We start from the raw sequence: 14,426 nt of genomic DNA on the forward strand, positions 1-14,426 counted from the left end.
ACTTTAAAACCCTTTTTAGTCAATTAATTTTGCCAACAAAGGACTTAATTTTTCCTATTCTGTAGTATAATAAAAATAGATAATTTTATAAGGAGATATATATGGTACCATTACACCAACCAAAGTCAACTTTCGGAAAATGGTTACTAAAATACAGACTAATTCTTACAATTCTAGGAATTTTTATTTTAGTTCCAGCCGCATTTGTAATAGCACTTTACGTAGGGGATTATTTAAAGTATCAAAAAGTTACATTTGATGACGTTGTTGTTAGTAAATTTGAAAAGAGTTATCTAACAACTGAATCTTCAACAAACCACGAAGAAATCAATTTAGAAAATGCTGATTTAATCGTAAAAATTAAATTAGACTCATTCTTAATTCCCGAGTATTATGATGAGAGTGGGTATTATACTTTTAAAGCTAAATATGTTGAACAAGTCAACAAATTGGTTTCAAGCGTTCAAATCACTTTAGTTTTACAAACAGATTGGATGGATGCAAAATCAAATCCTTATTCAATCTCATTATCAAAAAATTACAGTTCACAACATTCCGTTGCTTTCAATCACATTTTACCTCAATCACCATTATGGTTTGTTAAGGTAGAAAGACCTAATTTATATGTCAAAGTAACTTATCAAATTGATTTAGGACTAGGACAAACAGAATTACGTGAAGCCTTCTTTAAAACAAGTTTAGTTGGTTTAACACCTTCTACTGAAATCGATAATAACAAATAAGCATAAAACCTAACGTTTTAAAATCACGTTAGGTTTTATTTTTTTAATCAGTTATTTTAGTTTGTGAACGATAAATCGCAGCATATTGTTTATTGTTAAGAAGTAGTTCATCATGTGTACCTTCTTCAACTTTAATACCATTTTCTAAAACTACAATTTTATTAGCATGTTTAATTGTCGAAAGACGGTGCGCAATAACAATTGTTGTACGCCCTTCCTTTACTTTATTTAAAGCTGTTTGAATGAGTGTTTCGGTTTCTGTATCAATATTAGCTGTTGCTTCATCCATAATTAAAATTGATGGATTATGCACGACTGCTCTAGCAAATGAAATGAGTTGTTTTTCACCCACAGATAAATTACCACCTCCACGCATAACTTCTTGATGAATACCATTTGGTAATTTATCAATCATATGACCGCCACCAATTTCTCTAATAATTGATTCCACTTCTTCATCAGTTGCATCTGTACCAAATCTAACGTTACTTGCAATTGTTCCTTTATAGATCATTGGGTCTTGAAGAATCATTCCAATATGTTGACGATATGTACGTTTCGAATATGTTCTAATATCAACATCATCTACATAAACATTTCCTAAATCACCTTCTTTTAAGTCATAAAAACGTAAAAGCAAGCTCATCATTGTAGATTTACCACTACCTGTGTGACCAACAACACCAATCATTTGGCCACTCGGAACATCTAAGTTTACACCTTTTAATACCGGTTTATCTTTTTTATACGAGAACCAAATATTATCAAACTTAATGTCACCTTTTAATCTAGGCATCTTTTCAAATGATCCATCTTCTTGTTCTGCATCAATAATAGTAAATATTCTATCTGTTCTTACTAATGCTAATTGAAGGTTCCCAATTTCTCTAAATAGCGTTTGTAAAGGTTCAACTAATCTTGATAAATAATCATTATACGCATAAATTGTACCTGCTGTAACAACAAATCCACTTACTGTTAAACTTTGGAATCCAAAGTAACCAACAATGAAAGCTGTTACCATGAGCCCAATAAAACGAATCATGTTCCATCCAATAGTTAAGTGAAGTTTTTGTTCTTTTAATTGTTCTTTTCGATATTCATTATTAACTTCGGAAAATTCTTTTTCTGTTTGTTCTTGATAGTTAAATATTTGTAGAATATTAATACCATTGATTATTTCATTAAGTTTTGCTGTAATCATTGAAGCTGATTCTGATACTCTTTGCGCAATTAAATTTAAATGATATACGAAATATTTTAACCAAAAGTATACTAATGGGAAAATAATAAATGTCCATAATGCTAGTTTTGCATCTAAATAGAACATCCCAATATATGCGAACACAACCGCTAATGTTGCATTTAATAGTAAGTTCATTAAGGTTGAGAATAAGTTAATCATTCCGTTTACATCTGTAATGATACGGTTCGCAATTTTACCTGCAGGTTCATTTTCAAAATAGGTCATCGGCATTCTTTGTAGTGCTGCTACTGCATCTAATCTGGCATCTCTAACAACATTTACAGTAATGACAGAGGTTGATATTCTTTGAATAAATAAGAATAAAATGTGTAAGAAGTATCTAGCAAATAAAAGAATTAATAAAATGGTAATTGGTTTAATAAATGGTGAATAGAAAGTTCTAACTTCTTTACCTGAAAGTAAAGACACATCATATAAAATTTCTTCACCTTCAAAAGTGGTAACAATTAATTTTCCATCTTTAATTTGTTGATTCCCGGTAGCTACTTCATCAAATACTGCATAGTATTTTCCACTTGAAATCACAATTGTTAATGGGTTTTCATTCACTTCATCTTGTGCATAATATCTTCCATCATATAAAACACCTGTCGTATCAGTTGTTTCATACCAAGTTCTTGTAATACCTACTAATTGTTCGTCTAAGATGTTTTTTACAATTAATGGTGCAACTAATCCTAAGGCTTGAACGATTAGCATACAAATAATTGATAGGATTAAATTTTTCTTATATCTTTTGATATATTTCCATACTTTTTTGACTTGTTTCATGTTGCACCTACTTCATACTGATTTGTTGGATATATTGTTCTTTATACCAACCATCACGTTTAAGTAATTCTTCATGTGTTCCTTGATCAATGATTCTACCTTGATCCATTACAATAATTAGATCAGCTTCACGAATTGCACTGAAGCGGTGAGCAATAATTATATTTGTTTTATTTCTTCTAAATTGTTTTAACTTCTCAATAATGTTTTCTTCAGTATTTGCATCTACTGCAGATAATGAATCATCCAAAATTAAAATTTCAGGATCTTTAATCAAGGCTCTTGCAATTGATAATCTTTGTTTTTGACCACCAGAAAGTGTTGCTCCACCTTCACCTACTTTTGTATTTAAACCATCAGATAAATACGCAATGTCTTTTTCAAAGTCAGCAATTTGAATCGCTCGTTTTAATTGATCAATCGATGCACTTGAATTACCAATAAAGATATTATCATCTACGCCACGTCTAAATAACATGTGTGCTTGAGGAACATACCCAACCATATTTCTAATATCTGAAATGACATATTTTTTAATGTTTTTATTATCAATATATATGTTTCCTGAAGTAACATCAAATTCACGTAACAATTGTCTGATGAGTGTTGATTTACCTGAACCTGTTGGACCAACAACGCCTATGGTTTGACCATTTTTAATCGTTAAGTTAATATCATTAATCGTTGGATGGGTATCAAACGGATACTTAAATGTCACACCCCTAAACTCAATCGTATCAAATGTCATGATATGATCTGGTTGCTTATCATTATCAACTACAGGTTCTAACCTCATAATTTCTTCATAACGGTCAACAGCAACTGTCGCATTATTGATTTGTTGGAAGACACCTGAGATTGCAATGATTGGTCCATATAAAATACCTACATAAGAAATGAATGTAATTAATTGACCAATTGTAATTTCTTGATTAATGATAAAAATCGAACCAAAAACAAACGCTAAAATATAAGCAATTCCATATACGGTTTCAAATAATGGCGTTAATCTGTTTTCATAGTTAATAATGTATCGCCATGATTCGATATCTTGAGTAATTGCTTTCTTTTGTGCTTCTAAGTCATTATCTTCTTGCACATACGCACGAATTGTTTTTTGACCTTCAACAGATTCTAAAATCTTTTCAGTCATATTCGCATAAATTTCTCTATGTTTTTTAACATATTGACGTTTTTTCATACGAATAATGTTTAAAACTGTCAAGCCGATTGGCATAACTGTAACAGAGATTAGCGTTAATTTCCAAGAAATTGTAAATGCCATAATGGAAATAGCAAATATAATCATTCCGGTATTAAGCACAATCCCTTCAAGCATGGATGTTGCAGCAACAGTGATTGAATCTAAATCTGATGTTGCACGAGATATTAAATCCCCTTTTTGATACTTCTCATAGAAATCTGCATCCATACTAAATAATTTCTTTAAATAGTTTTGTCTAAATGTATAAGCTAACTTCTGACTTGTTTTATTTACAGTGTAGTTATAAATAAATGATGAGGTATAACGTCCCACTGGAATTAAAATTAATACACTAAGAATTGATATAAGACTGCGTATGGTTAAATTTTTAGATACAATCGTATCAATCGCAAGTCCTAAGACATAGGCTGGTGAAAGTGCTAAGATGCCAATCAACATCAGGAAAAAAAACATGAGCGTGTATGCTTTCCACTCTTGTTTAATAAACCAACTTACTTTTTTTAATATGTTTATCATAAATACTCCGAATAATTATATTGTTAATTCAATTATACGCCTAAAGCAACAAAAAAGGGAGAGGTATCTCTCCCTAAAATGCCTATTTTTTGATATTGTAGTGTTCTAAAATTTTCGCTTCTAATTCATCTAATAATTCAGGTTTATTTTCAAGGTATGCTCTTGCATTTTCTCTACCTTGACCTAAACGTTCATCACCAATATTAAACCAAGCACCACTCTTATTAACAAAATCTAATTCAACTGCCATATCAAGAATTTCTCCGCTTCTTGAAATGCCAGTTCCATAGATAATATCAATTGATGCTGTTTTTAATGGTGGCGCAACTTTAGATTTAACAACTTTCACGTTAGAGCGAATACCCGTAATATCATTACCAACTTTAATTGATTCTGCTTTTCTGATTTCTAAACGAACAGATGAAAAGAACTTAAGTGCTCTACCGCCAGTTGTTGTTTCTGGGTTACCAAACATAATACCAACTTTTTCTCTAATTTGGTTAATGAAAATTGCAACCACATTTGTTTTTGAAATCACGCCTGATAATTTTCTCATTGCTTGGCTCATCATACGTGCTTGTAAACCAACATGGTTTGCAGACATATCACCATTTAATTCGTTTTCAGGTACTAACGCAGCAACCGAGTCAATAACAATCATATCAATTGAACCAGACTTAATTAAAGCCTCTGCAATATCAAGTGCTTGTTCTCCTGTATCTGGTTGTGAAAGAATTAAACTGTTTAGGTTTACACCTAAGGCTTTTGCATATGTTGGATCTAAGGCGTGTTCAGCATCAATAAATGCAACCGTGCCACCTTGTTTTTGGGCACTTGCCATTGCATGTAAAGTTAATGTTGTTTTACCACTAGATTCAGGTCCATAAATTTCAATGATTCTTCCTCTTGGATATCCACCAATGCCTAGTGCAACATCTAATGCAATTGACCCTGTTGGAATAACTTCGATTGAGTGATCTGCTTCATCACCAAGTTTCATAATTGAACCTTTACCGAATTGTTTTTCAATCTGTTTTAACGCAAGTTCTAAGGCCTGCTGTTTTTTATTATCATCACTCATTTTTTCTGCCTCCTATCTTATAGTAGTATAAATTCTAGAAAAAGACTTTTTTTATACACTTTCAAGAATTACTTGTCGATTTTTGTATAAATAATCCCAACCTGAATAAATTGTGAAGAATACTGCAATGTAGTAAACAATATTTCCAATCCATACAAGGTTAGCATTTAAGCTTGTTAAGCCGAAATCATTAAATAATAAAATAATGATTGCAACCATTGTTGAGGCAGTCTTATATTTACCCCATTTTGAAGCGGCAATAACTGTACCTTTTTCTACTGCTAATAATCTTACACCAGTAACCATGAACTCTCTAACTAAAATGATCATCACAGTCCAAAGAGGAACACGGTTAGGCATTACCATCATTAAATGTAATAATGCAGTAAATACTAATACCTTATCCGCAATCGGGTCTAAGAACTTACCAAATGTTGTAATTTGGTTGTATTTTCTTGCAATATAACCATCTAAAAAGTCAGTTAGACTCGCCAAGACAAATAGCACTGAAAAAATAATTGTGCTCCATGTCATATTTAAAAATTCTGTTTGAACCTTAAGTGGTTCGAGGTATAATACGATGACCATTAACGGTATCATAAATACTCTAAGTAATGTTAATTTATTTGCTGTTGTCATATTTTCATCCTATCTACTTTATTTTATCATATTTAGTGGTTTCTTATTGCTTTTATTCATTCTATTTGATAAAATGAATTGTGCTTATTTAGGAGGTGAATTTGTGGCTAATATTAAATCTCAAATCAAACGTATCGTGATTAATGAAAAACGTCATCAAGCAAACGTTGCATTCAAGTCTTCATACAAAACTGCTTGTAAAGCTGTTGAAGCAGCTGTTAAAGCAAATGATAAAGAAAAAGCAGTATCTGCATTATCTTTCGCATACAAGAAGTTAGATAAAGGACAAGCTAAAGGAATTTTCCACAAGAACTTTGTTGCTCGTCATAAAGCGACTTTAGCAAACTTAGTTAACTCTTTATAATAATAAACACCTGAATGGTGTTTTTTATTAAATTTAATTAGCTTTAAGAAAATAATGAACACCAGGATGGTGTTTTTTATTTTCTTGCCTTCTCTATTTCTCTTAAGCCACGCATCCCTTGAGGGATTTTTTTTATAATTTGCTTAAAGAAGAATGTATCTGGTTCTCTATATTTTGGATTATAGCCTAAAACATTCACATATAAACTTAAGTTATCTTCTGCTTCAGCTAACTTTTCTAAAACTTTAAAAGTTGCTAATGCATCATCTGATGCACGGTGTGCGTTCTCATTTACTAAATTAAAACGCTCAACTGCATTTAATAATTTATGTGGATATTCATATCTATCCTTATAAACAGCCATACAGTCTAAAATATCATTTTTAATCGCGTAATTTTTAGAAATATAACGTTGGTACATATTAAATAAGAATCCGATGTCAAATGCTAAATTATATGCAACGAGTAAAGTTTCATCATCAATTAAGTTATTTAACATGTTAAAGGCGATTTCTTCATCAACTCCATCTTTTGCTAGCATTTCATTTGTGATGCCAGTTAAGTTTGTGATAAAGTCAGAAATTGGTTTTTCTTGTTTAATTAATAAATCTAGTCTTTCTTTGACTTCATACACTAAATCATTTTTTTCAAGTAGAATCGCCCCTACTTCAATTACACGATCTGAAATTGGAGATAATCCAGTTGTTTCAAAGTCAAAGATTAAAATTTTCTTATAGTTTAAATTCATTTTAAGTTACCCAATAACAATAACTCAAATCCTAATTTTTCATCTTGTCTACCAGATTTAATTAAGACATCAAGTTTTGCTAAGTCCTTTATTGTTTTTTCGATGCGTTTCATATTTTGTTCTTTAGCTTCTTTAATTACATAATATGCTCTTCCAGTTGAAATCCCTAAACTTTGTGCAATTTGTTCCTGTGATTTACCTTGTTTCATAAAGAAGTATGCTTGATAGATTAAATTTACTGTTTGAAATAAGTGATTAAAGATTGTTGAAGGCGGCATTTTTGATGACATTAAATCATCATAAATTGCCACATACTGTCTTGTATCACCTTTTAAAAATGCTGTTGAGAAGGTAAAGATATTATCTTCTAATGAACGTGAGACAAGTTGTTCAATTTCTAATCTAGAAATTCTTTTTTCTTCAATCGTGAATAACTTTAATTTTTCAATTTCTTGATGTAAATGATAAAGTTCATTTTGTGTTCTTATGGCTAACTCTAAAATTGCATCTTTATCAATGGTATATCCATCCATCAAAAACTGTTCTTCAATATACTTTGGTAATTGCGTGGAATCAAATGATTTAATTTGATCAATATATGCATGCTTACTTAATGCATCGTAGATTGCGTGCGTTTCATCCATTGCTTTAGCGGCAAATACTAAGACAATATCTTCGCTTGGGTTTTCAATATACTTAATTAAATCTTTTAAATCTTCTTTTGCATATTTATTTAAATGTTCAGCATGATTAACAATAACCATTTTACTTTGGCTAAAAAAAGATACGGTAAATAGCTCTTGAACTAAATCTGAAAGTTCAAGTTCTTCTGCATCATAAGTGATGATATTGAATTCATCAATATTTGACTCTTTTTGATAGTATTTAATTTTTCCATTGACCAAGTAGTCAGAGTCACCCACTAATAAGTAAATTCTTTCCATATCGTTCCTCACTTAAGTTAATTATACACATTTTTTATGAAATAAAAAACACTATGGCGGAAAATTGATGATTTCCTTTTTTTTAAATAAAATTGTACCATCTTTAGATGTTTGATAAACTTTAATACCTCTTATATTAAATCTATCAAGGACTTCAGTTAATGGAAAATTAAATTTGTTATTTAACTTAACAGAAATAATAGCTATACTTGGTTTAACTTTATCTAAAAATATTTGACTACTTGAAGTGATTGAACCATGATGTCCAACTTTTAACACATCTGCTTTAAGTAAGTCCTGATAGGTATCAACATATAACTTTTCAGCATCTATACCTAAATCACCTGTAAATAAATAGGTTAAATCATTCACTTTAATTTTAAAAAAGATTGAGTTTTCATTTTTATCTTTTAAATCTCTTAAAGGCCCTAAAAATGTAAGTTCAAGATTTTTTATTTCAAATAATGTTTCATGTGTTAAATAATGTGTATTTTTAAAATTGATTTGATAATTTAGATATCCTGATAAATATAAGTTCTTTACTTTGAAATCTTTTAAAATGGTCTCATAATCGCCTGTATGGTCTAAATCATTATGAGTAAGAATTAAATGATCAATTGTTTTAATGCCTTCTAGTTTTAAAAATTCATCAACTTTATTGTAGGCATCTACAACAATTACTTCATGATTTTTAAAAATAACTGCTCCATCCCCTTGTTTAACATCTAAAAAGTATACGCGATTAGAGATCGGTCTAACAATTAAAAAAGTAAATAATAAAATGAAATACGAAAAAATTAAGTATAACTTCTTATCTTTTAGATAGTAAGTTCCCACAAACAACAAACCTTCATAAAGAATCATTTTTTCTGTACTCATTCTTTTAACCCTTAAGATAAAATTATAGTTCATTAAATAATCAATCATTTTATTTAAAAAATTCTCATAAAGTGTTAATAAATTAATACTTCCAAATAATAGCGTTAACAAAAGAATAGAAATAAAACTATATTTACTTATATTTTTAAATAACGGCATTAAAAGTAGAAAGATATTTAATTCATAACTAAACTTAATTTGAAATGGTATGAAAATCAAAATAGATAAAATATAACTAAAAATTTTGTTATCTATATCAACAAAGTAAAATAAAAAAGTATATAGAAAAATTAAATTGTAATGATCTTTAAAGATGATATAAGGATTTATTAAAATAAGTATGATGAGTATAAGCGATTGTTTATCAAGATAACTTAGTTTAAGATGATTTTTATCATCAACATAAAGTATTATATTTTCGATAAGTACATATAAAACGATAAAACTTTTTCCTACTGAATAAAAGGAAGTTAAAATAACAATAATCCATACTAACTTCTTTCTTTCATCAATGTCAAAGTAGTAAAGTATTTTTTTAATAAGTAGAATTATCAACATGAGGGTAATTGAATTTAACCCAAACAAATGACTTAATTCATTAAGTTCTAAAATAGGCTCATCCATGATGAGTCGAATCAAAATATGATTCAAATCCAACTTTAAACCATGCATTTTAAGTTCAATATTTGGATTAACTATTTTGTATTTAATTCCTTTAGTTAAATAGTAATTTATTTCATTAAAACCATTTGGAATCGTATTTTCATCAAATGGTTTTAATGTCCCCTTAACCTTAACTAAACTAAATAATTCATAAGATGAATCATCATATAATAAAAATGTTTCATATCCATTTGTTAGTTCATATGTATAACCATATGGGCTATTTTCTATATGGCTGATCATGTAAATGCCATCTATTTTAGTTTTTGTTATATGAAAACTTAACATCGGTATCATTAAAAATATAAGCAAAAATAAAGTTAACTTAAGATTCAAACTTCTTCTAGATAAATATAAGTATGTAAAAAATATAAAAAAGAAAATTGGTTTTAACAAACTTAATATAAATAAAATACTTAATAAAAAATATAAGTGAAACGCTCTATAAGGTAAGGTAAACTTTAAGTTTTTCAAGAGTCTTTTCACCTATGCCACTAATGTTTATTAATTCATCTAGTGAACGAAATGAAGTATGTTCTTTTCTATAGATTAAAATATCTAACGCTTTTGTTTCACTGATATATGGTATTTTAATTAATTCATCATAGCTTGCTGTATTTAAGTTTAGTTTAACAACCTTTTCTACAAGTTTCTTCTCATATTCAGGAATTGTATATTTTTCTTTAGCAACAATACTCTTTAAATCTAATGATTCAATGTTTGCATATGGCGTTAATCCTCCAGCTAGATGTATTAAATATCCAAGCGTTTTATTGTTACCTTGAAGAATATAAGTACCAGGAAAATTCACTGCTCCATCAATATAAACTGATATTTCTTTAGACTCTAAGGGAATAATTTCTTTTTTTGTTTCTTTTGGATAAAAATAAATCATTATGCAAATAAACAAGAAAAGTAAAATATAAAATCTATGTTTTTTCAAAATAAAAAACCTCCTTCATAACTATAATTATGAAAAAGGTTATTTTTTACTTTTATTTTCTACAGATTAAGTAAACTTTACGATCATCAAAACCATTAATTTTAGAAACTTTAAAGCCAACTTCTTTTAATGTATCCACATAATAAGATACAGGGTAATAATATTGACTCACCTTGTATTCACCTTCAAACTCACCATTATATACTTTAATATCATGACGAATTTTAGTGCCTTTTGTTTCTACCTTCCAAGTGTACATAAAATAATCATCATTTTCTGTTTCTATTTCATTCACTGGTGAATGATATAAATCAAGAATTAATGTTCCATTTGGTGTTAGGCCATTATACATATTTTTAGCGATTGTTTTAATCCCCATAAAATAGTGGAAGACATCTAATAGTGCGATGATTGTTTTAAATTGTCTAGGTAATGGTTTTTTTAGATCGTGTTCATATAAATCTGCATTTATATTTAATTCTTCTAAGCGTTGTTTTGCAAGACTTAACATATGTGAATTAATATCTACCCCTACCATACGATAGCCTTTAGAAGCCAAATTCGTAAGAATATGACCTGAGCCACACCCTGCATCTAATACTTCTTCATTTTTATCAATATATGGTAAAAGTGGTTTTAATAATTCATCAAAATTTACATCTTCCTGCAAAAAATCATATAAATGTTCAAAGCCCATAGCTAACCTTATTTGATTTCTTTTCTTAATTCCATGAAACGTTTATCAAATCCATAGAATTCTCTGTCTTTTTCAGTAAATAAATGAACAACAACATCTCCTAAGTCAATTAAAGTCCAACCTGTGTTTCCTTTGTTGCCTTCGATTGCACGTAAGTTTTCTTTTAGTTCTTTACCGAAATAACCAATTGCAGCTTGACCAGCACGTTCGTTTACTGTCGCTACAACGAAATAATCATAGTAAGGTGATTTTTCTAAGAATTCATAAACAGCAATATCTTTACCATTTACTTTTTCTAATAATTCAATTGATTTTTTTAATAAGTCCATTGTTACACTCCTTTTAATTCTTGGATAATACTATCCACTTCTAAAGGATAATTATACCCTTCGTTTTTAACATGTAATTTATAATCTTCTAAGTATTTTATAATTGCTAAATCTAATGATTCAAATGATAGTTTTCTAAGTTCATCGACAAGTAGAAAATTTCTACTTGGTTCTGTCTTATCAGCAATCAAAATGATTTTATCTAATAATGACATCTTAGGTTTACCCCATACATGATTATAGATTGCACTTAAAATTTCAGGATCATGAATTTCATACTTTTGTTCTAATAATCTTGAAGCGCTAATTGCATGATACATCACTTCAAAACCTTCATACTTTTTCAATTCTTCTTGGGTTAAAAAACTCATTTGATATGCTTTATCATCATATTTTGTGTAATCGTGAAAAAGTGCTGCAATTTCTGCCCTTTTCTCATCTACATGATATCTTTTAGCTAACATTACTGCAGTATCTCTTACACCTAAAATATGCAAGAATCGATCATATCGATCTTTATATTTTTCTTTTACATCTAAATAGATTTTATCAATCATCTAAAGAACCCTTCTGTTAAACTTACATGTAACTTAGGATGCGCAATCACGCGAACGGTTGCTGGTCCAGTTACTTGTAAAATGCCAAAGTCTGCCATTGTAATTTGATATTTTTTATCATCTTTTAGTACATAGTCTTTATAGCCATATTTTTCAAAGACAACATCGAACACTTGGTTTTTTTCTAAAATTGATAATGCTTTATCAGCTTTAGAAAGTTGATGTTTGACATTATCCTTTACATATAAAACAGATTTTACTGTACCTTTTATTACACTTAATCCTAAAATACCACCGATTAAAATTGCATCGTCAGTTTCTAATATGCCATTTCTAGGTTTAAACTGTTTTGTTGGTAAAATTTCTTTATATACATCATATGGTAAGAATTCATGTAAATATCCGCTTTGGTATAACCCAGGTGTATCATAAATATTTACATTTTCTAGTTTACCTGAAAGAATGGTTTGCGTTAATGCAGCTTTAGGTAATACAATTGCATCTTTATTACCCGTTAAGGACTTAAAGATTGTTGTCTTACCACTATTTTGTAAACCGATTAAGTAAACATCTTCATATCTTTTATTTAAAATATATGATTTTAATTCTTCAATATCATATGGATTAATTGCACTCATAAGAATAATCTCATCATATGCAACTCTAAATTCTTTAAAGCGCTTTTTAATATTTCCTAATAAAATTGACTTTGAAGTTGCATCAGGCAATAAATCAATTTGGTTAATTAAATAGATAACTTTATAATCATCATTCAATCTTTTAACAGGTGAAGTTAAAAGTGTGTCTAAATAAAGTACACTTGAAACAACAACAATTAAAGAATCTTTTTTGAATGTAGGTAACTCATCTGGATGGAAATGTCCTTCTGCTTTACCATAATGCATTAATCTAAAACAATTTTGACAAAATACTTGATCGCTTGATTTCGCATATCCAACAGCTTCTTTATCATGGCTTTGGATGGCTGCACCACAGCCAATACATCTATTCATGCTTTTCTGCATAAGCTCTTAATACCTCATCATATTCTTTAGGGGATTTAACCTTTATTCTATTTAGGAAATACTTTTCTAATTTTCGATTGATACGAGTAGAAAGTCTATCTGATTTACGTAAAACTGCTTCTACTAAAATCGTTTTAAACTTCATACGGTTGCCACCAAAGACGTCAGTCATGAGTTGATCACCAATCATCGCAACCTCATTTGATGAAAAATTGATTTTCTTTAGTGCTTTTTTGAATCCTACTTTTAATGGTTTTCTCGCAAATGACACAAAAGTAAAATGTGAACCAACCGCATTTAATACTCTTTCATTTCTTGAGTTAGAAATAATAACGACTTTAAAATCGTTTTCTAATTCATTTAAAAATTCTATTGCTTTCACTTCTAGTTTAGTTTGATCATAGTTGATAATCGTATTATCTAAGTCAAAAAGCAGAGCTTTAATTCCCTGCTTTTTCAACTCATCATATGAGATATCATAGATTGATTTTACGTATAAATTTGGAATACATTTTTTGTAAATAGCCATTATTTAATTGATAAAATCTCAACTTGGAACGTCTTACCAGTTTCTGATTTAACTGTAACAACATCTCCAACCGTTCTGCCTTTGATTGATTTTCCTAGTGGTGAGTCAATAGAAACTTTTTTATTTTTTGGATCTGATTCAATTGTACCTACGATATGATAAGTATCTTCTAAATCTCTACCAATACCTAGATATTTAATTGTAACTTCTTTACCTAAGTTAACTGCTGAAGAGTCGTTTGATTCTTTAATAATTTTAACGTTTTTGATAATTGTTTCAATTTCTAGAATACGCGCTTCAATTCTTGCTTGTTCATTTCTTGCTGCATCATAGTCAGCATTTTCTGATAAGTCCCCTTGTTCACGTGCTTCTTTTAAAGCTTCTAGATTTTCTTTACGTTTGACGTCTTTTAAATCTTCTAATTCTAATTTTAAAGCGTCTAAACCGGCTTGAGTTAATTCAAATAATTTTTTTTGTGACATATTTGACTCCTTTTTATTTTCAAT

At 29.1% G+C, this 14,426-nt stretch carries 16 protein-coding genes; 2 read left to right on the forward strand and 14 right to left on the reverse strand.

Annotated features, from left to right (window positions below; translation table 11 throughout):
- The first annotated feature begins 101 nt into the window (after positions 1-101).
- Positions 102-743, forward strand: coding sequence for a hypothetical protein (locus tag EXC59_RS02945; protein WP_035369317.1), 642 nt, complete (start codon positions 102-104; stop codon positions 741-743).
- A 43-nt stretch (positions 744-786) separates the two neighbouring features.
- On the opposite strand, the gene EXC59_RS02950 is transcribed toward EXC59_RS02945, so the two are convergent.
- The 4 genes from EXC59_RS02950 to pgsA form a co-directional block, all read right to left on the reverse strand.
- Positions 787-2,781 (reverse strand): ABC transporter ATP-binding protein, encoded by a 1,995-nt coding sequence (locus EXC59_RS02950; protein ID WP_035369315.1) that lies wholly within the window; start codon positions 2,779-2,781, stop codon positions 787-789.
- A 7-nt stretch (positions 2,782-2,788) separates the two neighbouring features.
- On the reverse strand, positions 2,789-4,522 hold the full coding sequence (locus EXC59_RS02955; protein ID WP_035369313.1) for an ABC transporter ATP-binding protein: 1,734 nt from the start codon (positions 4,520-4,522) through the stop codon (positions 2,789-2,791).
- A gap of 82 nt (positions 4,523-4,604) precedes the next feature.
- Positions 4,605-5,603 (reverse strand): recombinase RecA, encoded by a 999-nt coding sequence (recA, locus tag EXC59_RS02960; protein WP_035369310.1) that lies wholly within the window; start codon positions 5,601-5,603, stop codon positions 4,605-4,607.
- A gap of 51 nt (positions 5,604-5,654) precedes the next feature.
- The gene (pgsA, locus tag EXC59_RS02965) at positions 5,655-6,242 is read right to left on the reverse strand and encodes a CDP-diacylglycerol--glycerol-3-phosphate 3-phosphatidyltransferase (RefSeq protein WP_035369309.1); all 588 of its coding nucleotides are present in this window, start codon (positions 6,240-6,242) and stop codon (positions 5,655-5,657) included.
- Positions 6,243-6,345: 103 nt separating this feature from the next.
- On the opposite strand from pgsA, the gene rpsT reads away from it, so the two are divergent.
- Complete coding sequence (gene rpsT, locus EXC59_RS02970; RefSeq protein WP_035369307.1) at positions 6,346-6,606, forward strand: 30S ribosomal protein S20; 261 nt, start codon at positions 6,346-6,348, stop codon at positions 6,604-6,606.
- Between the two features lie 76 nt (positions 6,607-6,682).
- Here rpsT and EXC59_RS02975 read toward each other — a convergent pair whose 3' ends face one another.
- From EXC59_RS02975 to greA, 10 genes are all read right to left on the reverse strand, one after another.
- Positions 6,683-7,354, reverse strand: a complete 672-nt coding sequence (locus EXC59_RS02975) for a 3'-5' exonuclease (RefSeq protein WP_051659021.1) — start codon at positions 7,352-7,354, stop codon at positions 6,683-6,685.
- Positions 7,351-8,298, reverse strand: a complete 948-nt coding sequence (holA, locus tag EXC59_RS02980; RefSeq protein ID WP_162164011.1) for a DNA polymerase III subunit delta — start codon at positions 8,296-8,298, stop codon at positions 7,351-7,353. The genes EXC59_RS02975 and holA overlap by 4 nt, the downstream gene beginning before the upstream one ends.
- Before the next feature lie 51 nt (positions 8,299-8,349).
- On the reverse strand, positions 8,350-10,128 hold the full coding sequence (locus EXC59_RS02985) for a ComEC/Rec2 family competence protein (RefSeq protein ID WP_162164010.1): 1,779 nt from the start codon (positions 10,126-10,128) through the stop codon (positions 8,350-8,352).
- Between the two features lie 154 nt (positions 10,129-10,282).
- Positions 10,283-10,783: a helix-hairpin-helix domain-containing protein gene (locus EXC59_RS02990; protein ID WP_035369298.1), complete on the reverse strand. Its 501-nt coding sequence runs from the start codon at positions 10,781-10,783 to the stop codon at positions 10,283-10,285.
- Positions 10,784-10,835: 52 nt separating this feature from the next.
- On the reverse strand, positions 10,836-11,480 hold the full coding sequence (locus EXC59_RS02995) for a class I SAM-dependent methyltransferase (RefSeq protein WP_035369295.1): 645 nt from the start codon (positions 11,478-11,480) through the stop codon (positions 10,836-10,838).
- 8 nt (positions 11,481-11,488) lie between these two features.
- Positions 11,489-11,809: a ribosome silencing factor gene (gene rsfS / locus EXC59_RS03000; protein ID WP_035369293.1), complete on the reverse strand. Its 321-nt coding sequence runs from the start codon at positions 11,807-11,809 to the stop codon at positions 11,489-11,491.
- 2 nt (positions 11,810-11,811) lie between these two features.
- Positions 11,812-12,366, reverse strand: coding sequence for a bis(5'-nucleosyl)-tetraphosphatase (symmetrical) YqeK (gene yqeK / locus EXC59_RS03005; RefSeq protein ID WP_035369292.1), 555 nt, complete (start codon positions 12,364-12,366; stop codon positions 11,812-11,814).
- Entirely contained in the window at positions 12,363-13,379 is a 1,017-nt protein-coding gene (locus EXC59_RS03010; RefSeq protein ID WP_162164008.1) for a GTPase, read from the reverse strand. The genes yqeK and EXC59_RS03010 overlap by 4 nt, the downstream gene beginning before the upstream one ends.
- Positions 13,372-13,920, reverse strand: a complete 549-nt coding sequence (locus EXC59_RS03015; RefSeq protein WP_051659020.1) for a YqeG family HAD IIIA-type phosphatase — start codon at positions 13,918-13,920, stop codon at positions 13,372-13,374. The genes EXC59_RS03010 and EXC59_RS03015 overlap by 8 nt, the downstream gene beginning before the upstream one ends.
- Positions 13,920-14,402, reverse strand: a complete 483-nt coding sequence (greA, locus tag EXC59_RS03020; protein WP_035369288.1) for a transcription elongation factor GreA — start codon at positions 14,400-14,402, stop codon at positions 13,920-13,922. Before greA ends, EXC59_RS03015 begins: the two co-directional genes overlap by 1 nt.
- Between the last annotated feature and the right edge of the window lie 24 nt (positions 14,403-14,426).

This window comes from Acholeplasma hippikon (genome assembly GCF_900660755.1).
Taxonomy (GTDB): domain Bacteria; phylum Bacillota_I; class Bacilli_A; order Acholeplasmatales; family Acholeplasmataceae; genus Acholeplasma; species Acholeplasma hippikon.

What these genes read in the sequence shown, in the direction of transcription:
- EXC59_RS02975 (WP_051659021.1), bottom strand. Translation starts at nt 7,354, where the DNA reads ATGAATTTAAACTATAAGAAAATTTTAATCTTTGACTTTGAAACAACT.
- EXC59_RS02985 (WP_162164010.1), bottom strand. Translation starts at nt 10,128, where the DNA reads ATGTTAAGTTTTCATATAACAAAAACTAAAATAGATGGCATTTACATG.
- EXC59_RS02955 (WP_035369313.1), bottom strand. Translation starts at nt 4,522, where the DNA reads ATGATAAACATATTAAAAAAAGTAAGTTGGTTTATTAAACAAGAGTGG.
- EXC59_RS02995 (WP_035369295.1), bottom strand. Translation starts at nt 11,480, where the DNA reads ATGGGCTTTGAACATTTATATGATTTTTTGCAGGAAGATGTAAATTTT.
- EXC59_RS03010 (WP_162164008.1), bottom strand. Translation starts at nt 13,379, where the DNA reads ATGAATAGATGTATTGGCTGTGGTGCAGCCATCCAAAGCCATGATAAA.
- greA (WP_035369288.1), bottom strand. Translation starts at nt 14,402, where the DNA reads ATGTCACAAAAAAAATTATTTGAATTAACTCAAGCCGGTTTAGACGCT.
- EXC59_RS02945 (WP_035369317.1), top strand. Translation starts at nt 102, where the DNA reads ATGGTACCATTACACCAACCAAAGTCAACTTTCGGAAAATGGTTACTA.
- EXC59_RS03015 (WP_051659020.1), bottom strand. Translation starts at nt 13,920, where the DNA reads ATGGCTATTTACAAAAAATGTATTCCAAATTTATACGTAAAATCAATC.
- rsfS (WP_035369293.1), bottom strand. Translation starts at nt 11,809, where the DNA reads ATGGACTTATTAAAAAAATCAATTGAATTATTAGAAAAAGTAAATGGT.
- recA (WP_035369310.1), bottom strand. Translation starts at nt 5,603, where the DNA reads ATGAGTGATGATAATAAAAAACAGCAGGCCTTAGAACTTGCGTTAAAA.
- pgsA (WP_035369309.1), bottom strand. Translation starts at nt 6,242, where the DNA reads ATGACAACAGCAAATAAATTAACATTACTTAGAGTATTTATGATACCG.
- EXC59_RS02950 (WP_035369315.1), bottom strand. Translation starts at nt 2,781, where the DNA reads ATGAAACAAGTCAAAAAAGTATGGAAATATATCAAAAGATATAAGAAA.
- yqeK (WP_035369292.1), bottom strand. Translation starts at nt 12,366, where the DNA reads ATGATTGATAAAATCTATTTAGATGTAAAAGAAAAATATAAAGATCGA.
- holA (WP_162164011.1), bottom strand. Translation starts at nt 8,298, where the DNA reads ATGGAAAGAATTTACTTATTAGTGGGTGACTCTGACTACTTGGTCAAT.